General features: G+C 42.0%; 25 protein-coding genes. 1 reads left to right on the top strand and 24 read right to left on the bottom strand.

Translation table 11 applies throughout. The annotated features are described in order from the left end of the window. The first annotated feature begins 201 nt into the window (after nt 1–201). Nucleotides 202–816 carry an undecaprenyl-diphosphatase gene (locus tag V1501_RS09530; protein ID WP_409292856.1) on the top strand — a complete coding sequence of 205 codons (615 nt, stop codon included), beginning with the start codon at nt 202–204 and terminating at the stop codon, nt 814–816. Nucleotides 817–921: 105 nt separating this feature from the next. Here the strand turns inward: V1501_RS09530 and V1501_RS09525 are convergent, their stop codons facing one another. The 24 genes from V1501_RS09525 to fabG all read right to left on the bottom strand — a co-directional run bounded on the left by V1501_RS09525 (nt 922) and on the right by fabG (nt 24,406). Beyond that, nucleotides 922–1,506, bottom strand: a complete 585-nt coding sequence (locus V1501_RS09525) for a DedA family protein (protein WP_409292854.1) — start codon at nt 1,504–1,506, stop codon at nt 922–924. Continuing rightward, entirely contained in the window at nt 1,475–2,236 is a 762-nt protein-coding gene (locus tag V1501_RS09520; RefSeq protein ID WP_409292853.1) for a polysaccharide deacetylase family protein, read from the bottom strand. The genes V1501_RS09525 and V1501_RS09520 overlap by 32 nt, the downstream gene beginning before the upstream one ends. 1,020 nt (nt 2,237–3,256) lie before the next feature. Continuing rightward, nucleotides 3,257–4,462 (bottom strand): ABC transporter substrate-binding protein, encoded by a 1,206-nt coding sequence (locus tag V1501_RS09515; RefSeq protein WP_409292852.1) that lies wholly within the window; start codon nt 4,460–4,462, stop codon nt 3,257–3,259. Between the two features lie 92 nt (nt 4,463–4,554). Beyond that, on the bottom strand, nt 4,555–5,262 hold the full coding sequence (locus V1501_RS09510; protein ID WP_409292851.1) for an ABC transporter ATP-binding protein: 708 nt from the start codon (nt 5,260–5,262) through the stop codon (nt 4,555–4,557). Further along, on the bottom strand, nt 5,255–6,019 hold the full coding sequence (locus V1501_RS09505) for an ABC transporter ATP-binding protein (RefSeq protein WP_409292850.1): 765 nt from the start codon (nt 6,017–6,019) through the stop codon (nt 5,255–5,257). Before V1501_RS09505 ends, V1501_RS09510 begins: the two co-directional genes overlap by 8 nt. A gap of 2 nt (nt 6,020–6,021) precedes the next feature. Then, a complete protein-coding gene (locus V1501_RS09500; protein WP_409292848.1) occupies nt 6,022–7,059 on the bottom strand; it encodes a branched-chain amino acid ABC transporter permease in 1,038 nt (345 codons plus the stop codon). Continuing rightward, complete coding sequence (locus V1501_RS09495; RefSeq protein WP_409292847.1) at nt 7,059–7,922, bottom strand: branched-chain amino acid ABC transporter permease; 864 nt, start codon at nt 7,920–7,922, stop codon at nt 7,059–7,061. The genes V1501_RS09500 and V1501_RS09495 overlap by 1 nt, the downstream gene beginning before the upstream one ends. Before the next feature lie 72 nt (nt 7,923–7,994). Further along, entirely contained in the window at nt 7,995–9,665 is a 1,671-nt protein-coding gene (locus V1501_RS09490) for a long-chain fatty acid--CoA ligase (RefSeq protein ID WP_409292845.1), read from the bottom strand. A gap of 15 nt (nt 9,666–9,680) precedes the next feature. Beyond that, nucleotides 9,681–10,634, bottom strand: coding sequence for an alpha/beta hydrolase (locus tag V1501_RS09485; protein WP_409292843.1), 954 nt, complete (start codon nt 10,632–10,634; stop codon nt 9,681–9,683). A gap of 31 nt (nt 10,635–10,665) precedes the next feature. Next, nucleotides 10,666–11,430, bottom strand: coding sequence for a 2-phosphosulfolactate phosphatase (locus V1501_RS09480; RefSeq protein ID WP_409292841.1), 765 nt, complete (start codon nt 11,428–11,430; stop codon nt 10,666–10,668). Nucleotides 11,431–11,452: 22 nt separating this feature from the next. After that, nucleotides 11,453–12,511 (bottom strand): phosphotransferase family protein, encoded by a 1,059-nt coding sequence (locus V1501_RS09475; RefSeq protein ID WP_409292840.1) that lies wholly within the window; start codon nt 12,509–12,511, stop codon nt 11,453–11,455. Between the two features lie 264 nt (nt 12,512–12,775). Beyond that, nucleotides 12,776–13,945: a thiolase family protein gene (locus V1501_RS09470; RefSeq protein WP_409292838.1), complete on the bottom strand. Its 1,170-nt coding sequence runs from the start codon at nt 13,943–13,945 to the stop codon at nt 12,776–12,778. Nucleotides 13,946–13,957: 12 nt separating this feature from the next. Next, nucleotides 13,958–14,731, bottom strand: coding sequence for an SDR family oxidoreductase (locus tag V1501_RS09465; RefSeq protein WP_409292836.1), 774 nt, complete (start codon nt 14,729–14,731; stop codon nt 13,958–13,960). 22 nt (nt 14,732–14,753) lie between these two features. After that, nucleotides 14,754–15,959, bottom strand: a complete 1,206-nt coding sequence (locus V1501_RS09460) for an acyl-CoA dehydrogenase (protein WP_409292835.1) — start codon at nt 15,957–15,959, stop codon at nt 14,754–14,756. A gap of 105 nt (nt 15,960–16,064) precedes the next feature. Next, nucleotides 16,065–16,475, bottom strand: coding sequence for a PaaI family thioesterase (locus V1501_RS09455; protein WP_409292834.1), 411 nt, complete (start codon nt 16,473–16,475; stop codon nt 16,065–16,067). Nucleotides 16,476–16,488: 13 nt separating this feature from the next. Further along, complete coding sequence (locus V1501_RS09450; RefSeq protein WP_409292832.1) at nt 16,489–16,878, bottom strand: PaaI family thioesterase; 390 nt, start codon at nt 16,876–16,878, stop codon at nt 16,489–16,491. A gap of 76 nt (nt 16,879–16,954) precedes the next feature. After that, complete coding sequence (locus V1501_RS09445; protein WP_409292830.1) at nt 16,955–18,100, bottom strand: acyl-CoA dehydrogenase family protein; 1,146 nt, start codon at nt 18,098–18,100, stop codon at nt 16,955–16,957. A gap of 20 nt (nt 18,101–18,120) precedes the next feature. Further along, complete coding sequence (locus V1501_RS09440; RefSeq protein WP_409292829.1) at nt 18,121–19,716, bottom strand: long-chain-fatty-acid--CoA ligase; 1,596 nt, start codon at nt 19,714–19,716, stop codon at nt 18,121–18,123. After that, nucleotides 19,713–20,651 (bottom strand): ketopantoate reductase family protein, encoded by a 939-nt coding sequence (locus tag V1501_RS09435; protein ID WP_409292828.1) that lies wholly within the window; start codon nt 20,649–20,651, stop codon nt 19,713–19,715. Before V1501_RS09435 ends, V1501_RS09440 begins: the two co-directional genes overlap by 4 nt. Before the next feature lie 38 nt (nt 20,652–20,689). Next, a complete protein-coding gene (locus V1501_RS09430; RefSeq protein WP_409292827.1) occupies nt 20,690–21,460 on the bottom strand; it encodes a class II aldolase/adducin family protein in 771 nt (256 codons plus the stop codon). Between the two features lie 252 nt (nt 21,461–21,712). Beyond that, on the bottom strand, nt 21,713–22,483 hold the full coding sequence (fadH, locus tag V1501_RS09425) for a 2,4-dienoyl-CoA reductase (RefSeq protein WP_409292825.1): 771 nt from the start codon (nt 22,481–22,483) through the stop codon (nt 21,713–21,715). Between the two features lie 280 nt (nt 22,484–22,763). After that, entirely contained in the window at nt 22,764–23,171 is a 408-nt protein-coding gene (locus V1501_RS09420) for a MaoC/PaaZ C-terminal domain-containing protein (RefSeq protein ID WP_409292823.1), read from the bottom strand. Continuing rightward, a complete protein-coding gene (locus V1501_RS09415) occupies nt 23,168–23,617 on the bottom strand; it encodes a MaoC family dehydratase N-terminal domain-containing protein (RefSeq protein ID WP_409292822.1) in 450 nt (149 codons plus the stop codon). Before V1501_RS09415 ends, V1501_RS09420 begins: the two co-directional genes overlap by 4 nt. A gap of 24 nt (nt 23,618–23,641) precedes the next feature. Further along, entirely contained in the window at nt 23,642–24,406 is a 765-nt protein-coding gene (gene fabG / locus V1501_RS09410) for a 3-oxoacyl-ACP reductase FabG (RefSeq protein WP_409292821.1), read from the bottom strand. Between the last annotated feature and the right edge of the window lies 1 nt (nt 24,407).

The raw sequence follows: 24,407 nt of genomic DNA, 5'->3' as shown, positions 1-24,407 counted from the left end.
TAGAATAATAATTTTGTTTAGAAAATTAAACTCGTAGACTTATTACACTTAATCAATTTATCACTAATTTAGATCAATACCTCCCTTTTTAATGGATTTTTAATGTAATTTTTAGAGGATTTTCAGACGAAATCCTTATCTTTAAATTAGTTCTCTGTGTAAAAAATTTACCCAGAATAATATTAGAGGAGGGAAAATGCTATGAACTACGAATTATTTCAACATATTAATAGTTTGGCTGGGCACTCAGGTTTATTAGATACTGTCATGGTAACCATGTCTGACAGTGTACCTTATGTGGCAATAGCACTATTATTATATCTTTGTTTTTTAGGCAACAGACAACACGGTATTGAAAGACGATACACGGCTTTATATGCTGCTTTTTCTTCAGGAATTGCATTATGCCTCAATGCAATAATTCATATTGTGTATTACCATCCGCGTCCCTTTGTATCACACCACGTTCATAAACTAGTTCCACATGCCGCAGATTCTTCTTTTGTCAGTGATCATACCGTATTAGTATTTGCTTTGGCATGGACCTTAGTGATGCGTAATGATCGATTGAAATATCTGATTTTTATATGGGCAGCATTTGTTGGGGTTTCACGTATATATGTGGGGGTTCATTACCCGGCTGACGTTTTAGGAGGCGTACTATTTTCATGTGCAGCAAGTGGTCTGATCATTTATTTCTCAAGACGATTGGAGCCATTTGTCCAATTATTATTCCGTTTGTATGATCAGTTCATGATGTTCATATCGTTATTTTCTAGAGAAAAACATCAGAATAAGCATAAAAAGGATGTTTAATAAAACAGCATTAGCGAAGCAGTAACACAAAAGATTTTCACTTTAAACCTCATTAATAAGGCCCGACATGGACTATCTGATAAATCGTCCGATGCGGGCCTTATTTTACATTCTTTTTCTAATATGCTTGGTAATAACCCTAATCAATAAAATAGCTAAAAATAATAATCCTACATACGGAACATAAGATGCATTTACATGAAATACCCTTGAAAAATAATAACCGGATAAGACAAATGGTACGGTCCATAATAGAGAACCCAAGAAGGACAGCAGCACGTACGTCTGAAAGGATATATTAATAACACCAGCAAAGTAGGGATTTATTTGCCGTATACCCGGCATGTAAAATCCAAATAAGATGGTTTTATGAATATTGATTGAGTATTTTCTTTTTACAGCCTCCACCCGTTCCTTTGTGATACCCAAGTATTTCCCATATTTATTTATAAACGGATTCCCTAAGTACCTCCCACAAAAGTAAGCTGAAATCATCCCCATAAAAGAACCCAACATTGCTGAGATGATTGCCGTTCCAAAAGATAGTTGGTTATGCAAGACTAATACACCTATAAGGAAAAGAAGGGATTCTTCCGGAGCAGGGATCCCTACAATTCCAAAGAATAGAAATAGAAAAATAATGAAATAGCCATATACATCAATGTAGTGTGATATTGTTTCTATATTCAAAGTATCCACCCTCATTCATGAAATCTATATCGTCCAGGGTGAAAAAGAGGGTTCCTTGTTTTATGCTTTCCTGAAGAAATGTTTCCAGGCTCTTCAACATATATTGTGGTGCTTCCTCCTCTGCACCAATTGTTTCCCCGCAGTCATGCAGAACAAGAATCGAGCCCCTGCCTGCAGCTGCGGTTTTGCGTAATTGTTCCAGCAGATTATATTTACATTTTTCCACTTTCCAATCCCCAAATATATGTGACCACATGATCACCTTATAGCGTTTGCTTAGCAATCGAGTAAAAATATTAAAATGTCCCCAGGGTGGTCTATAAAACCTTACATTTGTATGCGTACAGCTTCTTATTGCATTCTCTGTCATAATCAATTCTTTTCGTAAATGATAAGGGGAAAGAAACCAGCTTGAAATATGACGGTAATGATGTATACCGATCGTATGACCTTCCTGATGCATTCGTTCTATTATTTCAGGATGTTGAACAACTTTTCTGCCAACTACAAAAAAAGAAGCTTTAACTCTGTACCTCTTTAGAAGATCAAGTAGTTCCATTGTATACTGGCTATTGGGTCCATCATCGAAAGTTAATGCTATACCATTAGTCCTCGCAGCCCTTTTTGTTATCCCGATCCCGTATATACGAATAATTATAGTTGGGATAACAGCATAAAAAAGAAAGGCCAAAAGAAAGCAAAATAAAACAACAATAATACTATCTAACATAGAACAATCACTTCCTTCCCTGTGTTTTTATTAAAATCGTACGTGTTGGTGAGATATACGAATTAATTTATGCCGCCAACAAAGTTAAGCATCTACTCCAAGCTGCTATAGATCTATATCCTGATTTTTCACTAACATTCACTTATACAATTTAGCACTAATCTTATTTACATTTGAGTTTTTAATTGAATTTTAATCATTTATTCAAAGTAATTTCAGATCCAACATGTATAAGCAAAAGGCTTTCTACTCCCTCGATTTTACAATTTGTTTCCTTTTACTTTCTCCCCTTGTATTTGAATATTCTTAGTAAAATTAAAACAACGACAAAGGACTTATTGTAAAAAATCTGATCCGTAAACGGCACAACAAAAAAGGCCGCAATAGCAGCCAAATTGTTAAACAAACGCACCCGTGTAAAGAAGAAATCACACAAAATCCTAAAAGAGCTAACAAACTAATAAGTAACGCAACTGCTAGTTGATTTAATTCATAATGTCCCTCATCGGTTTCTTAAAAATAATATTACATAAAAACTGTTTTTGAAACATAAAATTCAACCAAATTCCATTTCTTTCCCAGTTTCATACCTAATGTTATGAATGTAACCACCCATATTAACGCTCCGCTCTCGATCAAGGAGAGGGAGTGCTACAGGGAGTCATTAATATGACCGGCACAATCAGTTTCCTCTCAAAGTTTTTTACACTAATTGGACTTACCATTAGGATAAAGTAATTCGTGATAAAATTGTCCTGGTAATGAAGAATAAACTTAAGAGAACGTTCTCTTCAAAGCTCCGAACCTATAATAAAAGAATGCTTTGTGTCAGCTTGAAAGGGTTAACAGCGACTTCGGATTTTGGCACTTTAAGGGAAGGCTCTTTGCTTAAAAGTGATAGGAAACTTTGGTCCTTAATCAGTGGAGTTTAGATCGATAATGCCCCAGAAAAACAGCAACTACTCCCTAAATTAAAGAAAAACGCAAACTGTTATGGTTCACGTTTTTCTTTTTAATGGCTTATTTCACTTTAATTGGAACAATTTTTCCATCCTCAACCGCTGCAACAATTAATTCCCCTTCAAATCCGCCATGGTCATCAATCTTTGGAATCATATAAACCTTTTTGTCCTCAGGCAGCTTATCCAGCCCATCCTGCATATGTGCCCGGATTTTTTCAGGGTCATCTACAGAGCCGGCAGCTTTCATAGCTTCAACAAAAATATACGTTGCGACATAATTCAAACCAGCTTCAGAACCAGGATCTTCATTATTTTTAGCTTTGTAGTTTTTAACGAATTCTGGAATGCCAGGGCTCTCAGAGTGAACCAAAGGCATTACGCCGATTGCTCCATTCAAAACATCATAAGAACCAGTTACTTTTTTCATTTCATCTAGCTTTGCCTGGTCCATAACAATGAATCCGCCTTTAAATCCTAGCTCCCTAGCCTGTTTTGCAACTTTCGCAGTAGGCTCTGAAGCTCCTCCGAGAAACAAAACATCCGGCTTTTTCTTCAATGCGTTTGTAACAATTGTGAAGAAATCTGTTTCTTTTGCAAAATCAATGGAGGAGTTGTAAACCACTTTTCCGCCTTGCTTTTCCCAATAAGGCTGTAGTTTTTCCGACCAGTCCTTTCCGTATTGAGAGGAAGTTGGAAGAAATGCAATCTTCTTGCCGAAGTGATCCATCGCATATTTTGTGAACGGCCCAATATACCCGTCATAACGCGGAGGAATTCGGACAGTTAACTTATTTCCATTCTCAGTAATCTTCGGCTCACTCGTATAGGCGCCGATGATAAATTTATTGCCTGTCTGGTTAAAAACCTGAAGGGCGGCTACTCCACCACTGTGGGGAGTAAAAATAATCGGTGTCTTATTTTCCTGAAGAAGTCTTTTGGCATTAGCCCCTGTTTCGTTTGGCAAATATTTGTCGTCAAGAGCAACAACATTCAACTTATATTTCTTACCCTTTACTTCAAAGCCGCCAGCTTTATTGATTTCCTCGGCCGCCATTTTTGTACCGTTCAAAGTCCGTTTGCCATAAAAGGCTGCAGGTCCGCTTAACGGGCCGCTATACCCAATATTCACTGTTGCTGCTCCATCGGCATCAGCCTTTTTCGATTTAGTTGCCGTACTGTTGGACTTGGACGAATTACACGCCACGAGGGTAAACATGAAAACGAAAATGATAGCCAGACCAATCAGGCTTCTTAATTTTTGCATCGATTTCTCCCCTTATTTTTTATTATTTAAAATATTCTAAAAAACAAATCTAAAAATGCTGCCATCACCCCCTCAAATGGAACAAAAAGAGGTTACGCTCCGATATAAGCTTTTCTAACCTCATCATTGGAGAATAACTCCTTTGAAGTTCCTTGAAGAACGACCGATCCATTTTCAAATACGTAACCTTTATCAGCAATTTTTAAAGCAGCATTAGCGTTTTGTTCAGCGAGAAGAATTGTTGTTCCTTCCTTATTTATCGTTTTGATAACCTCAAACATTTGCTCTACAATTAAGGGTGCCAGCCCTACCGAAGGTTCATCCAGCATCATTAGCTTTGGTTTAGACATCAACGCTCTTCCTATTGCAAGCATCTGCTGCTGCCCTCCGCTTAAAGAGCCTGCAGGATCATTCTGCTTATCTTTTAAAATAGGAAATAACTCGAATACATAGGACATTGATTTCTTGATTTCATCCTTTTTTCTGCGGTGTACATAGGCACCCATTTTAAGGTTTTCGTATACTGACATGGCAGGAAAAAGATGTCTCCCTTCCGGACACTGAACAATTCCCAGCTGAACAATTTTATCGGCTGTGCGTCTGCTGATTGGTGTTCCCTCAAAGGTAATTTCTCCTGATGAAGGTTTTTTAAGTCCACTGATGGCTTTAAAAGACGTGCTTTTGCCTGCCCCATTTGCACCAAGAAGGACAACAATCTGGCCTTTTTCTACTTCAATCTTTAAATCCTCAATGGCCGTAAAGCCCCCGTATTTAACTGAAACATTTTCAAGCTTAAGCAATGGCACTCCCTCCCAGGTAAGCCTTAATGACAGCCGGATTATTTTGAATCTGATCCGGTGTCCCTTCTGCTATTTTCTCGCCATAGTTTAGAACCATAATTTTGTCTGCGAGCTTCATAATCATTTTCATCTTGTGTTCAATCAGACAAACGGTGATCCCTTTTTGAGCCATCTGCTTAATTAAATCCGCCAGTCCTTCTGTTTCGTCTGGGTTGACACCGGCAGCCGGCTCATCAAGAAAAACTATTTCAGGGTCTGTTGCAAGAGCCAGCGCAAAGGCGGCCCGTTTCTTTTCCTCCTGTGATAAATTGCCGACTAGTTTTTCACTAACATGCTTAAGGCCGGTAAATTCTATCACTTCCAAAGCTTTCTCTCTGCATATTGCTTCTTCTATTTTTAATCGGCCTGTCCTAAAAATAGCATCGAAGAGATTTGATTTTGTTCTAAGGCGATGTCCGACAATAACATTATCCAGCACTGTTGATTGCTCAAATAGATTGGTTGTTTGAAATGTTCTTGCAACGCCTAACTTGGCAATTCTGTTGGCTGGCATATTTGTTACATCCTGACCTTTGAAAATCACTTGACCTGATGTTGGAGGGTGAAAGCCGCTTATTAAATTAAAAAATGTGGATTTACCCGCACCATTAGGGCCAATAATGGCATTAATCTTACCCTGTTCCACAGTAAAGTCGACATTGTTGACGGCTGTGTTCCCTCCGAATCTTTTAGTCAATCCCCTCGTTTCAAGAAACATTTCTACCCCTCCTTCACCGATTTGTCTGCTGTGACATGGTTTTTTCCAAAGGGAACAGAACCTGAACTTCCACGGGAATGCTGAGGCTTTCTTTTTTCATCCCGTTTTTGTTTCCAGCCTGATATAGCTCCTACAATTCCCCTTGGATAAAAAATAACTAAGAGTGTTAAAACGGGGCCAAAAATGAGCATTCGATAATCCTGTAAAAACTGAAGCTCCTGCGACAGCCAAACAATCAGCACCGTGCCAACAATAGGCCCTGAAAGGGTTCCGATTCCTCCTACCAGCAGATAAGTGAGCAAATCAAAAGTAACGGAAATTTGACCGATATCCGGTCCGATAAAACGTATAAAGGAGGCGTAAAGAGCACCAGAAAGTCCGGCAAAAATGGTGGAGAGTACAAACACGGAAAGCTTGTTTTTCATTGTTGAAATTCCAATTGTAAGTGCGAGATCCTCGCTGTTCCGGATGGCAATAAAAGTTCTTCCGGAAAGGGAATGGATAATCCTGTACACAACAAGTACACTCAAAAGAAGGAAAAACAAGACAAGATAGTATTGAGATAACGGTTCCTCAAAGCTGACTGGACCAATTTTCCCAGGAGCCGGTATACCAATTAGACCTCGGACACCCTCTGTTAAGCTGTCCCATTTATCAATTACTAAATAAATGATATAGCCTACACAGAGAGTATAGATTGCAAAAAAGTGTTCCTTTGTTCTTAAAGCTATTAATCCTATTAAAAATCCAAGAATGGCTGTAATCAGCAGGGAAAGCGGAAATGCAAGCCAGAAATTCATTTCAGCTTTTACAGTTAATAGGCCAAGCGAGTAGGCTCCGATGGCAAAGAATCCTGCATGAGCTAAGGACAGATACCCTGTATATCCTGCCAGCAAATTAAGACCGTAAACGCCTATCATCCAGATAAATGACAGAGTCATAACATGAATGAAATATTCATTTTTAGTAAGAAAAGGGAACACAATCGCAAATAGAATCAGTAAAGAAATAATATTTTTCTGATTTAGTATCTTTGCCATTAGTGTCCCCCCTTTGCGAACAACCCTGTTGGCTTAACAGATAATATTATTACAAGAAGAACGAAGGCCATAATGTCCTTATAGTCATTGGAGATATAGGTGGCTCCAAGGCTTTCGCTAAAACCGAGTATATAGCCCCCAAGAATCGCCCCTGGAATACTTCCCATTCCTCCGAGGATGATAATGACAAAGGCTTTTAGAATAACAAGCTGTCCCATTCCCGGAAATACTAGATTAATAGGGGCAGCCAGTGAACAGGCAATTGCTGCCAGCCCGCCGCTTATTAAAAATGTCAGCATAGCAGTTCTATTCGTGTTAATGCCAACCAGATTTGCTCCCTCCCTGTCCTGGGACATCGCAATAATGGTCGCTCCTGTGAATGTTTTTTTCAGGAATACATAAAGAAGAATCATTACAGCTATTGCAAAGACAATAATCAGCAGCCTTTGCATCGTAAAGGTCAGGCCAAACAGATGTACTACCTGACCATATGGAGATGGCATTGTTTGATAATCTGCTCCCCAAACATACTGGGCCAATGCCTCCAAAAAAAGAAGAATTCCAATGGCAGCAATTTTATCATGAATGGGTGGTGCATGACGGAGAGGATGGAAAACAAGCCTTTCCATCAGCACCCCAATTAATCCTACTGCAAGAATGGATACGACAATGGCCAGCCAGTAATGAAGGCCGAATTTTGTCATCATAGTGAGGGTAATATATCCCCCCATCATATACAGAGCACCGTGAGCGAAATTGGGGATGTGCAGGATTCCATAAACAAGCGTGAGTCCCAGAGCTACAAGGGCATACACACTGCCAATGGTTAAGCCATTAAACATCTGCTGAACGAATATCTCCATGTTTATCCTCCTTAGGAGTTTATTGTTGCCAGAGTCATATATTTTTTAAGACATAGGAACTGGAGGAATGAGTTAAACCTGTCCTGCTTTAGCCTGTTCTTCTTCCTGAAGCTTTCTCCAGAGGATTTTCCCGCTGCTGGTAACAGGAAATTCTTTTCTGAATTCAACCTGGCGAGGGTATTTATAGGCGGCCATATGATCTTTGGACCACTCAATAATTTCCTCTTCGGTTACTTTTCCTTCAAAGCCGTCATTTAAAATGACAAAGGCTTTTACTGTTTCACCTCTTCTTGGATCTGGAACCCCTACCACCACTGCCTGCTGGATGACCGGATGTTTATAAAGGTAAGTTTCCACCTCTGTTGGCCAGACCTTGTAACCAGAGGCATTGATCATCCTTTTAACCCGGTCAACCATAAAGAAATACCCATCTTCGTCATAACGGCCGATATCACCAGTTCTGAAAAAGCTTTTCCCCTCTATTTCAATAAATGAGCTCCTATTCTCATCATCCCGGTTGTAATAACCGACCATTACCTGAGGCCCATTTACAATAATTTCTCCTACTTCCCCGACTCCCAGCTCCTTACCGGTTGCTGGTTCGATTATACGTGCGTCGACATTGAAGGAAGGTACACCGAGACACTGCATTTTTGGCCGGTCTGCAGGATTAAAATGGGTTTGGGCAATTGTTTCTGTTAATCCATAACCTTCCACAAAATTTAATCCTGTCAGATTAAACAATTTTTGTCCGACTGCTTCTGGAAGAGCGGCACCTCCGCCTGAAATGGAAGTTAAGGAAGCAATATCTTCCTTTTTCAGGTTTGGATTGGCAAGGAAATCAACGATCATGGTAGCGATGGCTACCCAGTGTGTACATCCCTCATTTTTTATCGTTTCCACCGCAGCCTCTCGGTTCCATCTTGTCATTATTACCATAGTGGCTCCTGCATATATTGGCATATGCATGCTTTGCACCATTCCTGTTACATGGAAAAGCGGCAAGGTCTGAAGATGGACTGTATCCGTTGTAGATCTTGACCAATGATAGGCACCAATAGTATTTGCGTTAACTGTCCGGTTTGTATGCATGCAGCCCTTAGGAAGACCTGTGGTGCCCGATGTGTAAGGCAGGACAACAACATCATCCGCCGAGGTTGTATGCTCGCCAGGCTGATAATTTGCATCAATTGCCTCTTTCCAGAGGTAATGATTTGGTTCATTAATCACGGCGCGTGACGCTTCTACTTCTGCAGGGATATTACCGGTAAAATTATCTCCCTTGTAATCGGAATAGGCAGCAATCACAACGTTTTTTAAAGAGGTTGTTCCTACGTTAGGTCCCACTTTTGAATATAACTCCTGTCCTGTAATGGCCGTCTTGATCCTACAGTCACGTATATAGAACTCCAGCTCATTTGCTGTGAGCATAGGATTAATCGGAACAACGATTGCGTTTGCCCTTGAAATAGCATAAAAACCGATAACAAATTGCGGGGAATTTTGCATAAAAAGTAAAACCTTATCTCCTGCTGCGACACCTAATTTATTTTGCAGGAAGCCGGCCAGGGAGTTCACTTCGTGATCCAATTCCTTAAAAGAAAGAGTATTTCCGTAATAGCTGATGGCTTCCTTGTCTGGATATCTTCTGGCACTGAAGCTTAAATTTTCATAAAGCGAAGTTTCTGGAAGAGTTAAAGTTTTTGATATTTTAGGCCAGAATTGATGATGCAGTGTTAACATATTCATCTCTCCTTTTTAAATACTTTCCGCTGCTTTTTGCAGCCCCTTAAATTCGTTTGCAGCCTGTTTAAGGGCATTTTTGGCATCAGGCAGATATTCTGTCATCCCTAGAAATCCATGTATGAGCCCAGGTACACAAACGTATTTGGTTTCTACACCGGCCTGTTTTAATTTGGCGGCAAAGTTTTCTCCGCCGTCACATAGCGGATCATATTCAGCCGTCATAATAAAGGCGGGCGGCAGTTTGGAAACTGCTTCATCTGGGATTAACATTGGTGCGGCTAAAGGGCTGAGAGTGTCGGAGGGGTGGTTCAGATATTGTTCGCGGAACCAGCTCATGGTGGACTTCGTCAAATAATAGCCTTCTCCATACTTTTCATATGAAGGAGTATATTCGTATCCAGTTGAAGGATAAAACAGCATTTGATAAGCAATAGATGGGGAATTTCGTTCGACAGCCAGATAGCAGACAACTGCTGCAAGATTTCCTCCTGCACTATCTCCGCCAACGGCAATAAAATCTTTATTAATACTAAGATCTGCTGCGTGGTCGGCAGCCCACTGAACAGCAAGATAAGCATCTTCCACTGCTACTGGAAATTTGCTTTCCGGAGAAAGGCTGTAATCAACCGAAATAACAATGCAGTCTCCATCAACTGCAAGCGTATGGCAGGTGGCATCATGGGTTTCGATATTGCCAATTACCCAGCCGCCCCCATGATAATAAACAAGGGCAGGACGAGCATCTGTTGAATCTGTTTCAGGAGTATAAATTCTAATGCCGATATCATTTTTAAAGCCTTTTATCTTCCGATCTTCAGTTTTTGCCAGCTTTTCCGCCTTGCTTAATAGCTTGGCAGAAACTTCAAATCCTTTTCTGGCTTCCTCAAGGCTCTGTTCTTCAATTGGAGGAACTCCTTTTGCCTTGAACGACTCCAGCAAAGCTTTAACTTCTGGTTTTAATGTCATACATTCATCTCCATTCAATATGTAAGCGCTATCAATTTATTGAGTGATCTAGGGATATCTCACCTTTAACCGGTATTATACGTTTGCGATTGACAAGGCGGGGGACTGATTGGAAAAAGCCCTCCTGTGAAACAAACTCAATTTCCTTTTCAAATCCTGCCTGTGACAGCATCTGCCCAACCCGGGAACTTTTTAAAATATTCTTCCCTTTTTCTTTATTGGTTTTATAGAACTGATGGGCTGCAAAGGCGGAATCCGTTAAATCAACTTCATCTGTACAGCTCCTGACGAGGCAGTCAATAAAGCAGCCTGCACCGTAAAAATCCTCAACATTAAATTCCTGTGAAGATCCGGAGCAAACTACTATTATCGTTTCTCCCTTGTAATCTTGCAAAATATGATTTGCTACAGCCTCACTATTAAGGATAGATGCAGCATATACAGCATTAGCACCTGATGAATTTTTAAGGGCAACCGTTCCGTTGGTCGTTGAGAGAATAACCGTTTTACCCTGTATTTTCTCCTTCAATTCAAGCGGATTAGGAGATAAAAAACCATCAATGGTCTTACCCTGGTATTCACCTACCAGTACAAAGCTATCCTTTTCTCTGCCCTGTGCTTCGAGCTGTGCCTCTGATCCGTTTAGAACCGGGATTACTTCCTTTGCACCAAATTCAAGTGCTGACGTAACAGTCGATGTGGCTAATAAAATATCGAAGACCACAGCCAATTTATTTTCTTGCATTTTTTCTTTGTCGATTTCTTCTTTTTTTAATAAAAGATGGACTTTCAGCAATGAGAGGCACCCCTGTCCGCAGTTACCATTTTTGTCCCGCTGTGTATAGTGAATATTGGATAAGACTGTTCACAAAGTTATTCAGCCCAGCGAATCTTTCATCCTGGGTCTGTCCCTTTTTCCATCTGTAATAGATCTGCTGACAGATGACAGCAAGTTTAAAGTAAGCAAAGGTTAAGTAGAAATTCATATCCGAAATATCTCTTCCGCTTTTAGCAGCATAACGGGAAAGAAATTCTTTTCTTGTCATGAATCCCGGAGTTGCGGTAATAGGAGGTTTTCCCATGCCCCTTTTTAATAGATCTGAGTCGTCTGGTTCAATCCAGTAGCTCATGGCAACGCCCAAATCAGCAAGAGGATCTCCTACTGTTGTCATTTCCCAGTCGAATAAACCAACCATTTCACTTAAACTATCATTAAACATGGAATTGTTTAATTTGTAATCATAATGAATAATGGACGCATCCCCAGACTTCGGAACATGGCTGTTTAGCCAATGTGTAAGTTCGTCGATACCAGGTATATCATCGGTTTTGGATTTTTCATAACGCTGTATCCAGCCAACGGTTTGCCGTTCCATAAACCCTTCAGGCTTCGTCATTTCCACCAGCTTTGTTTTCGTATAGTCAATACCGTGAAGCGCTGCAAGATTGTCGGCCATTGCAGCGGATAAATTCCAGCACATTTCCTCGGATGGATTAATTCCCTCAGGGAAATCGGTGTCAAGCACTATCCCATGCTTTCTTTCCATGATAAAAAACGGACTGCCAAGAACACTTTCATCAGAAAACAGATATGGCTTAGGTGCGGCTTTGAAATGCGGATGAATTTCCTTAAGTATCAGGTACTCCCTTTCCATATCATGTGCCTTGGGTGCCACAGGGCCAAGCGGAGGGCGCCTTAATACTGCTTCCCATTCACCAAGCCTAAGCTGGTAGGTGAGGTTGGATCGTCCATGGCTAAACTGCTGAATAGTAAGAGAGTCATCAGGCAAGTCGGTGAGCTCAGATCTCAGGAATGTTTCGATAGCTTTCGTATCCAACTCTTCGCCTTTTCGAATTGTAATCGTATCGGAAGCCATATCTGCCCCCTCCTTTTTTGATATAAATGATAGAGTTTGGAGAGCGCCTGAGGCTCTCCGTTTTTTTTTCGCAGGATTTAAAATCCATTCCGCGGATTGTCAACTTTTATCCTCGGATTTAGAGTCTTTTCTCGAAAACTCGGAATTAAATCCCAGAAACCGACAAAAGTTTAAGACGACTTCCGGACTTTTAGCTGGTGTTCTACATTTTTAAGCAGATGTACTGCTACAAGGTTTGTTTCAACTTCGGGCCTTCCACAAAATTTACGCTCGTTCAATGATGGCGGCAATACCTTGGCCGCCGCCGATACAGGCGGTAATAAGCGCATATCTTCCGCCGGTTCTTTGAAGCTCGTAAATTGCTTTAGTAATAAGAATGGCTCCAGTAGCACCAAGCGGATGCCCATGTGCAATCGCACCGCCATTTATATTCACTTTTTCCATATTCATTTCAAGCTCCCTGTTGCAGGCGATTACCTGTGCAGCAAAGGCTTCATTGATTTCAATTACATCCATTTCTTCAAGAGACAAGCCCGCCTTTTTTAATACTTTTCTAACTGCCGGAACAGGGCCAATCCCCATAATATTAGGGTCAACGCCAGCTACCGCTGAGTCGCGGATAACAGCCATAGGCTGAACGTCCAGTTCTTCCGCCTTTTCTCTCGACATGATCACTAGTGCAGACGCAGCGTCATTTAATCCAGAACTGCTTCCCGCTGTAACAGATCCGTCCTTTAGGAAAGCTGGCTGAAGCTTGGCTAACCCCTCGATTGTAGTTTGGGGACGCGGATGCTCATCCTTTTTAAAAACAAAAGGTTCCCCTTTTTTGACAGGAATCGTAATCGGCACAATCTGCCCGTCAAACCGCCCCTCTTCCACCGCAGCAGCCATTCTTTGCTGGCTTCTAAGAGAAAACTCGTCCTGCTCTTCCCGGCTGATTTTATATTTTTCTACTAAATTTTCAGCAGTAATTCCCATTGGAGGGTCACCGATCTCCTCAGGTGAATGCCGTGATTTTCTAAAGCTTGGAGGAACCGGGCTGTACGGCTTTTCTGGTCGGTCCATTAAGTAAGGGGCCCGGCTCATGCTTTCAATGCCGCCTGCAACATAAACATCTCCTTCACCTGACTGGATAGCCTGTGCCGCGAGGATCACAGAATTTATTCCGGAACCGCACTGCCTGTCAATGGTCAGGCCGGGCAATTCAAGTGATAAACCAGTCTGTAAAGCTGTTAATCTGGCAATATTGCCTCCGCCGCTAATGACATTTCCCAGGATGACATCATCTATAAGTTCCGGCTTAACATTAGCACGGCGAACGGCTTCCTTAATAACCTCAGCTCCGAAAACATGGGCCGGTACTGTAGCCAATGCTCCGCCCTGCTTCCCGATGGCTGTTCTTACTGCTGATACAATCACTGCTTCTCTTGTCATGATTACTCCTCCTTATAAGACGTGTGCCCCGCCGTCGACTACTAAAATATCACCTGACACAAAATCCGATGCTGGTGCAGCCAGGAATAACGCTGCACCCTTAAGGTCCGAATCGGAACCGAATTTACGCAGTGGAGTTCCCTCTAAGATTCCTTCACCGGCTGCGTCAATAAGCCCCTTGGACATTTTTGTCGGGAAAAATCCTGGAGCAATAGCATTCACATAGATACCATTTGGCCCCCATTTGGCAGCCAGGTCCTTTGTAAAGGTGATAACGGCCCCTTTGCTGGCGTTATAGCCGATGGCATTCATATATTTAGGATTGGAACCTTTCAGACCGGCAACAGAAGCAATGTTAATAATTTTCCCGGATTTTTGTTCAAGCATTACACGGCCTGCGGACTGGGACATTAAAAAGGTTCCAGTAACATTTGTATTGATTACCTTTTGCCATGCTTCAAGCGGCATCTCTTCTACAGGGGCTCCCCAGGAAGCTCCGCTGTTATTGACAAGAATATCAATCCTGCCAAATCTTTCTTTTGTTCTATCTACAACATTTTGAACTTCCTCTGGATTTGTGATATCGCACTTTAAGGCAAAGGATTCAACACCCAAGCTTTTCAGGTATTCCGCTGTTTCCTGACAAGCAGCCTCTTTTCTCGAACAAACAACTACGTTTGCACCTGCCTCAGCAAATCCTTCCGCGATCTGTCTTCCAAGGCCACGGCCGCCACCGGTTACAATGGCCACCTTCCCTGTCAGGTCAAATAATTCTTTTACATGCATCTATAAACGCTCCTTATCATCTCTATTTATGTTTCTTTAATTCATATCTTGAAATGGCTCTTTTATGGACTTCGTCCGGTCCATCTGCCAGTCTTAGTGTCCGGATATTGGCCCAGGATGCTGCAAGCGTAAAATCATCACTTACACCTGCTGCTCCAAATGCCTGAATAGCTCGGTCAATCACTTTTAAGGCCATATTTGGTGCTATAACCTTGATCATGGCGATTTCCGCCCTGGCTTCTTTGTTGCCGACTGTATCCATCATATAAGCGGCCTTTAGCGTCAAAAGTCTTGCCTGTTCAATATCAATTCTTGATTCTGCTATCCATTCCTGGATAACACCCTGTTCAGACAGCTTCTTACCAAAAGCTGTTCTCTCCTGAACACGCTTACACAGCTCTTCCAGGGCCCTCTCTGCAGCACCAATGGTCCTCATGCAGTGATGGATCCGGCCAGGACCAAGGCGCCCCTGTGCGATAGCGAAACCTTTTCCCTCTCCCCAGAGCATATTGGATGCTGGCACTCTCACATTCTTATATTCAATTTCAGCATGGCCATGCGGGGCATGGTCATAACCAAATACTGGAAGTACTCTTTTAATCGTTACCCCCGGGGTGTCGAGTGGCACTAGAATCATAGATTGCTGTTCATGCTTTGCAGCCTCAGGGTCATTCTTTCCCATAACAATAGCAATTTTGCATCTAGGGTCTCCGGCTCCAGAGGACCACCATTTTGTTCCATTAATCACGTACTCATCGCCGTCTCTTATAATACTAGACTGGATATTCGTGGCATCGGAGGAAGCGACGTCTGGTTCAGTCATAGAAAAACAAGAACGGATTTCTCCCTCCAGGAGTGGCTGCAGCCATTGGTCCTTTTGCTCCTGTGTGCCATAACGCACGAGAACCTCCATATTTCCTGTATCAGGTGCTGCGCAATTGAAAACTTCCGGGGCAATGCTGGAACGACCCATAATTTCACACAAAGGAGCATATTCAAGGTTGGTCAGCCCTGCTCCATATTCACTCTCTGGCAGGAACAAATTCCAGAGTCCTGCATCTTTAGCTTTCTGCTTTAGTTCCTCCATAATCGGAGGCACAGAAGAAAAACGATCATGTGTATCGATTTGCTCCTTATATATTTTTTCATTTGGATATACATACTCATTCATGAAATCTGTCAGCCGGGTTTGAAGCTCTTTCACTTTACCGGAATGTTCAAAATACATTATATTTACACCTCTTATTCCGCAGCCAACATACTAACTAGTTGGTATGCATTTAGTTAATAATATCCAAAATTTTTAGAATATTCAACTTCTTTTTGCTTATTTCTACATCTTTCCTTCACGAATAATTTTATATACTCCGCTTCCCTTGGCGATCAGCCGGTTTTCACTGTCTGTTATTTCAGCCTCAGCCCCGGCAATCTGGTATCCTTTTAGGAAAACCTGTGCTCTTGCAAAAAGCTCACCTGAACGGGTTGCCGCCAAATATTGAATGTTGACATTCATTACGGAAACTCTTGTTTTATAAAAAGATCTTATCGCCATTGTCTGTACAGTTTCCAGCATTGAAGCATGAACTCCGCCATGCAGGGTTTGATTTAGATTCAAATGGGCTGGTTCTATTGTGAGCTTTAAAAGAATACCTTCCTCTTCAAACTTTAAAATTTCAAAACCCGTTTTCTTTAGATATGGATTATTTTCAAATCCGGTTCTTATTTCATGAAGAGTTTGGGACATGTTTTCCTCCTTCCTACTGACGCGACCCTGGGGAAATTTTAAAGGTTCCCATTCCTTTTGCAATCAAATCTCCTTCATTGTTAAAAATAACGCCTTCTCCCGTAACGCTTTTATTATCATGATGAAGGATGGTCGTTTCAGCCCGGAAGGAGGGATAAGGCTTCAGATTAAAAAATGAAATATTTAAATTAATGGTGGTTGCAAAAGAAAGAAACTTTTGTGAAATAGTTGCTCCCATTGCAATATCCAGCATGGTAGAGAATACACCGGAGTGAATGGTCCCGTCATCCTGAAAAAGATCAGGATGAAGATCTAACTCCAAGTTGAAGGCATCCGGGTCTGTTTCATCTCTTCTAAAGCCAATGTGTTCAAAAAAGGTTGATTGAACCTTGTTGGTCTCCAAGCCTTTACCTCCTTGTTTTTAAGCTTCGCATTCTGACTTTCCTAAAGCATAGCGTGGTTCACTGTCTGACTTAGCTTTAATATTCTTTTTCCAGCTGGGCAGCAATGATATTTTTTTGAATCTCTGAGGTTCCTTCATAGATTCTGGTAATACGGGCGTCACGGTAAAAGCGCTCCACCGGATAATCAGCGATATAGCCAAGTCCTCCATGAATCTGAACGGCTTTATCAGCAACACGGTTGTAAACTTCAGAACCATAAAGCTTTAGCATCGCAGCTTCTTTAATGACCTTCATTCCCTGGTCTACCATCCAGGCCACACGAAAGGTAAACGAACGCAAGGCTTCAATCTCAACTGCCATTTCAGCAAGCATGTGGCTGACGGCCTGGTATTTGATTATAGGGGTTCCAAATTGAATCCTTTCTTTTGCATAGGAAGCAGACATATCCAGCAGCTTTTGGCTTGAGCCTAAGTTTCTTGAAGCGAGGCCGGCTCGCCCATTAGCAAGAATTTTCAAGGCATTAACATATCCCTGACCTTCACTGCCAAGAACATTTTCAACTGGAACCTCGCAATCTTCAAAAATTAACTCTGCAGAATGCGAACCTCTAAGACCCATCTTCTTTTCAACCTTTCCTACTTTAAAGCCCGGAAAATCCTTTTCAACAATAAACGAGGTGATTCCTTTAGCTCCCTTTGCAGGGTCTGTAACTGCCATGACGGTAAAGACACTTGCTTCAGTGGCATTTGTAATATAATGCTTCAAGCCGTTGAGAATGTATTTATCGCCTTTTCTTTCTGCTGTTGTTTTTAAATTGGCAGCGTTTGAGCCTGCTTCCGGTTCAGTAAGAGCAAAAGCGCCAATCAGATCACCTGTTGCCATATAGGGGAGATAGTTTTTCTTTTGTGCCTCATTCCCCATCTCTACAATACCAACAGAGCCGATTCCTGTGTGTGCACCTATCAGGGTAGTGTATCCATTATGAGTTTGGCCGATTTCTTCATAAAGAGCACATTTGCCGATCATTCCAATTCCCAGGCCCCCGTATTCCTCTGGAATACTCAGACCAAACAGTCCCATTTCCTTGGAAAGGTTAAGAATTCTTTCCGGAATTTTATCCTCTTCCTCGATTTGCATTGCGACAGCTTCTACCTCGTTCTGGATAAAATCGCGAACATTTCTTTTTAAAAATAATATATCTTCATCAAGTTCAAAGTTCATTGTTAAAGCCACCTCTACCTCTATTTCTTTTCAACTAGCAATCTCTTTAAGATTTTGCCGACAGAGTTCCTTGGAAGCTCATCAATAATCTCGAAGTTCTTAGGAACTTTATAGCGGGACAGCTGCTGATAGCAGAATTCCTTCAGATCATCAAGGTCTATTGTTTTTCCCTCTTTAGGTACTACAAAGGCTTTTACCAGCTCGCCAGTTTCTTGGGCCGGAACTCCAATGACGGCAGCTTCCTTTACTGAGGGGTGTTCATAAAGTACTCCCTCTACTTCCTGTGGATATACATTAAACCCTCCGACAATAATCATTTCCTTTTTCCTGCCGACGATGTAAAAATAGCCTTCCTCATCCATCATCGCCAAATCTCCTGTATAGAACCAGCCATCGCGAATAGCCTGCATTGTTTCCTCCGGTTTGTTCCAATAGCCGAGCATCACCTGAGGACCTTTAATCAGCAATTCCCCGATTGCCTTTGGAGGAAGCGCTTCTCCTTTGTCATCCACAATACGGCAATCCGTGCCCGGAAGCGGGAGCCCGATACTGCCCGCCTTTCTTTTTCCGTAAGGCGGATTCCGGTGGGTGGATGGAGAGGTTTCAGACAGGCCGTAGCCTTCTCCAATAGATGCTCCTGTTAATTTTTCAAACTGGTTTAGGATTTCAACCGGGAGAGGCGCCGATCCGCTGGAACAGATTTTAAAGGAGTCGAGACCGTATTTTTCTATTCCAGGATAATTTACAAAGACAGTGTACATTTTGGGGACACCCGGAAAAAAAGTCGGCTGATGTTTTTTGATCAGATTCAGAACCTTTTCAGTTTCAAATTTTTTAACAAGTAGAATTGTTGAACCCGTATATATTCCTAAGTTCATCCCTACTGTCATTCCAAATACATGGTAAAGCGGGATGGCTGTCAGGATGGTCTCACAGCCGAACAGCATTTTTTCACCATATAGTGCCTTGCTTTGGAGAACATTCGCCACTAAATTAAAATAAGTTAGCATTGCCCCTTTTTTACGCCCCGTTGTCCCGCCAGTGTATTGAATAACAGCGATATCTTCCTTTGGCGAAATAGATATTTTTTCCTTCAAAGGACTGGCTTTTTCCATTAATTCATTAAGATTGAGGATGTCTTCATTACTTTCGGATCCAAAAGTGAAAATATTACGCAGGCCGGGAAAATCCTTTTCCACGTTGAGAACTTTATCTAATTGCTCTGGCTCTGCTATAAGATAGGAGATGTTAGAGTCATCAAGTATTTCTGCCAGTTCCCTTTGGGTATACTGTGGATTAATCTGGACAATAATTAATCCTAGCTTTAAGGCAGCATAGTAGGAAATAATATAAAAAGGTTCATTTGAAAGCATGAGTCCGATTCGATCGCCTTTACGGGCTCCAAGATCCCTCCAGGCGCTTGCAAGCCGGTCAGTTTGGTCCTTCAGACTGTTATAGGAGATGTGCTCCCCTTCATAAATAATTGCTGTTTGCTGACCATATTTCTCAGCCGTCTCCTCTAAAAAGGAAAACAAGCTGACTTCCGGAATTTCGAAGGAAGTTTCCGTACTGGCAGGATAGGATTCATGCCAGGGTTGGGGATGAGATTTGATCATGCCAGCATATCCCCGCCTTTACTTTGGATTATAGAATCCTGAAATTTTAATAGATGATAGATGGTTTCAAGAACGGGTGTGGGAACATTGTATTCACGTCCCTTTTTAACAATGTAGCCACAAATCGATTCAACCTCCATCTTTTTCCCCCTTAATTTATCCTGAAGCATAGAGGTTTGATGGTTTCTGGCAATGGCCCCCTGTGCAAGTATTTCATCACATGCACTGTTATCGAGTGCGACACCCATCGATTTTGCTACTTTGATAGATTCCATGCATATTTGTACTGCGGATCTTTTGAGATCGGGACTATCAAGTATCTCACCCACACTTATTTCAAGCAGCGCAGTAATAGGGTTAAAGGTAACATTCCAAAGGAGTTTCTTCCATTTTGTTTCCGTAATATTTCTTGTTGTGAAGGTTTCAATGCCGGATAGATTTAAGAACGTAGAAATTTTCTTTAAGTCTGTTTCCTGGCTCTCTTCAATTCCTCCCATCACTAGTCTGGGTGGATTGCCGATTTGCTTGATAATTCCTGGTTCTTTTATAAAGACCTGAATATAGGAAGCAGCTGAAAAGATTCTTTCCTTTTCAAAAACGGTTGAAAGAATGTCTTCGTTGTCCACTCCGTTTTGAAGAGTCAGGATGAGTGCCCCATCTTTCAAATAAGGCTTAATACGCAACGCAGTTTCATAGGTGTCTGTAGATTTTACACAAAATAAAAGGAGGTCCGAATCTGTCAGCTCCTCATATTGGTCAGTAAAATTACCTTTAACATTAAAGGTTCCGCTTTCTGCTTCTACTGTAAGGCCGTTTCCTTTCATGGCTTCAAGATGTTTTCCTCTAGCAAGGAAAACGACATTATTTCCTCCTTGTTTGAGGAGACTGCCAAAATAGCCGCCGACTGCCCCTGCCCCTACAACGCCTACTTTCAAAACCTTTCCTCCTTTCAGAAATAACTTATGTAAGAAAGCTATTCCAGCAAATCAGGCTGTTCCTTCACAATCCTGTTCCATAGCGGCTGGCATTGGAACCATCCAGCTTCATGTGTTCCTACCTGTCCTCTCGTAACTTCTGCGTTTTCAGGCCCAATGAGTACAGGAGTACCTGCAGCTTCAGCAAGCAGCTGTGCCTGGCAGGAGCGTTCCATCGTAATGAACCACCAGACTGCTTCATCAACAGTTTTTCCAACGGTAAGCAAACCATGATTTCTTAAAATGCATGCCTTATGGCTCCCAAGGGCTTTTCCAATTCTTTTGCCCTCCTCTGTGTCCAGAACGACACCTGTATAATCGTCGAATAAGGAATGGTCATTATAAAATGCGCAGGCATCCTGTGTGAGGGGATCTAGCAGTCTGCCAAGTGAAGACCACGCTTTTCCATATACGGAGTGGGAATGGGCAGCAGCAATAATATCAGGTCTTGCAGCATGGACCTGTGAGTGGATAGCAAAAGCAGCACCATTAACGGGATAGTTACCTTCAACCACCTTGCCTTCGTGATTACAAAGGATAAGATCAGATGCCTGGATTTGGCTAAAATGAACACCGTATGGATTTACCCAAAAATGGTCTTTTCTTTCAGGATCACGTGCAGTGATATGACCTGCTACCCCCTCATCAAAGCCAAATTTGGAAAACAGTCGGAAAGCGCCAGCAAGCTTTTGCTTTAAATGTTGGCGTTCTTCCTCTACTGTTTGAAACACAGGCGGCTTATAGTTTGCTTTATATTCTTTTACAGCCATTTTCATCGCTCCTTTTAATGTAGGCACTGGTATATTTGACTGTTGATTTAGCTCACGGCGCTCGCTTTCAGCGGGCGATCGGGGAGCCTCCTCGGCGCATTCGCGCGTGCTGCCTCTCCCCTGGCCCGCTTTTCCCGCTGGTATTGAATTTGCATCAGCTAATCCGCCCACACACGAAGGAAATGCGGAATGCATTTTCCAGGAGTTCCGCGCCTTCCGCTCCAATCAACATAGTCCAAAATCAACAATATTTTAGGATAAAAAAGATCTCCTATTCAGCCATTGGCCACCATCAACAGTAATACAGTCACCGTTAATAAAAGCTGCTTCTTCAGATGCTAAGAATGCCGCCACATTGGCAATCTCCTCAGGAAGTGCAAGTCTTTTTAAAGGTATGGAGGAAACCGTTCGCTTATACGCTTCTTCGGAACCCCAAAGGCGGTCTGCTCCGCCGGTATTCTCCACCGGTCCGGGTGCAATTGCATTAACGCGGATTCCGTATTTATAGCCCCATTCCACTGCAAGCGTTCTGGTCATTGCAAGAACACCTGCTTTGGCACTTGCAGAATGGATAACACCGGGGCCAGATGTCCATGCGTAGGTTGCAAGGATATTGATGATGGTACCTTGTACACCCTTGGTGATCCACTCTTTACCTGCAGTCTGGCTGAAATAAAATGTCCCATTCAATACGATGTTAATAACGGCATTCCAGCCTTTAAATGATAAATCTTCTGCAGGACATATAAAGTTCCCGGCTGCATTGTTTATTAAGGTGTCAAAGCCGCCAAATCGTGTTTTTGTTTCCTCGATGGTTCGGTTGATATCTTCAGGGTTGCGAACGTCCATTTCAACGGTAAGAAATCTGCCTGTTAACTGATTAAGCTCCTCGGAAGCGTGATCGAGTTTATCTTTATTCCTTCCTGTAATGACAACGTTTGCTCCTTCAGCCAGAAACTTTTTCGCCATAGCTTTGCCTATACCGCTGCTTCCTCCCGTTATAATTACGGTCTTGCCACTCATTCAGAACACCTCATTATGGATAGCAATAAACCCAGCAAAATATGCCGGGTCCTGGGTTAAGTTTTCAAATAACGGACAATGGGAAGGTGAAAAAAGAAGTTTGGCAGAACGACCCCATTTTTGGTTGAATCGGATAAAAGTTTTGTAGAATATACTTCGAATTTTTCAGATTAAAACAGTTACCACTATGAGGTTCAGATCGGTTCAGAGTCACTAGTTGGACGGTTAGTTGAATCCTTTTGCTTCCGCAAACCTCTTTTCGGTCACTAAGTGCAGTTACTTAATCTTCATACCTTCTATAAATTACCTCTCCATTTATTACGTCGGCACCTTTTTGGTTCACCGCTTTAACAAGGAAACTCAGCTTTTGGGAATCTTTTTCTTTGAGCTCTGCTTTGAGTGTGATTTGATCGTTTAAGAAAACCATGCCTCTGAAGCGGATCTGATAATCCTGAATAAATCCATCTTCATAAAAAGGAGTAAACAGTTTTGACAGGTTACCCATCGTCCACATCCCGTGAGCAATGATACCGGGCAGACCAGCATTTTTTGCCTCCTCATCAATTGTATGAATCGGGTTGAAATCGCCTGAAGCACCGGCGTATTTGATCAAAGTAATTCTGTCCACCGGGTCCAATTGAATATCATCCAGCGAATCGCCAACTTGAAACTCCTCAAGTGTCATCATGGAACCAACACCTTCCTTACTGCTTCCGAAATAATAACAGTTGATTTAGAAGAAAAGACAATCTTTCCTAAGGTATCCTCTCCAAAGCTTTCAAGAACAAGGAAGCCCATTTCCCCCATCGTTCCTTTTTTTTCAAAATAGTTCTTAACCTCGGTATAGCAGTAAACCTCTTCGCCTACCAACAGCGGCCTTTCATAATGGAAGGTTTGCTCGCCATGGATCAAGCCTTTATTAGGGAGGTTTAGATCTTCAATTGTTCCGTAATCAAACACCCTTGGAAAAGTTGGAGGGGCGATATTGCCTTTATATCGTGAATTACGTCCAGTTTCTTCATCAAGATAGATGGGATGAATATCGCCAATCGATTCTGCAAATTTTTTAACTGCACCACGTTCAACCGAGTTTTTCACTTTGGCAGATTGCTTGCCTATTAAATGCTTAAACAATTCTTCCTCACCTCCTTTTTAGAATTAAGCTTTCGGACCGCCAGCAACGTAAATAACCTGGCCGTTTACAAAGGAAGATCTTTCATCTGCAAAGAATGCAACTGCATTGGCAATATCCGCCGGTTTTCCGCTGCGGCCAACAGGAATATTAGAGACACTGTGTTTGATTAGCTCATCAAAAGGAATTCCAATTCTAGCAGCTGTTTCCTTAGTCATTTCTGTCTCAATAAAACCAGGGGCAACGGAATTAGCAGTAATCCCATATCTGCCAAGCTCAATCGCCAGTGTTTTAGTAAAGCCCAGTAAACCAGCTTTAGCAGCAGCATAGTTAGCCTGACCGCGATTCCCCAAGGCAGAAGTAGAAGAAATATTAATGATTCTTCCATATTTTTGCTCCACCATGTATTTTTGGGCGGCACGAGCAGCGTTAAAGGATCCCTTTAAATGAACATCCATAACCGTTTGCCAGTCTGTATCTGTCATTTTAAAAAGAAGATTATCACGGATGACACCTGCGTTATTTACTAAGATATCTACAGATCCAAAAGTATCGTTCACTTCTTTAACAGCCTGCTCAACCTGCTCGGCATCTGTAACATCAGCAGCCTTTGAAAATACTTCATAGCCTTTTTCACCGAGTTCGCTTGTAGTTTCGGCAAGGGCCTCTTCATTTAAATCAATGAAAGCTACTTTAGCGCCTTCCTCAGCAAAACGCTCAACGATTCCTTTTCCAATACCACGGCTGCCTCCTGTTACGAATGCAACCCTGCCTTCAAATCTTCCTGTCATA

The sequence above is a fragment of the Paraperibacillus esterisolvens genome, from assembly GCF_046237625.1.
In the GTDB taxonomy this organism is placed as follows: Bacteria; Bacillota; Bacilli; order Bacillales; family DSM-1321; genus Paraperibacillus; species Paraperibacillus esterisolvens.
This window is presented reverse-complemented; position numbering and strand designations above follow the sequence as displayed.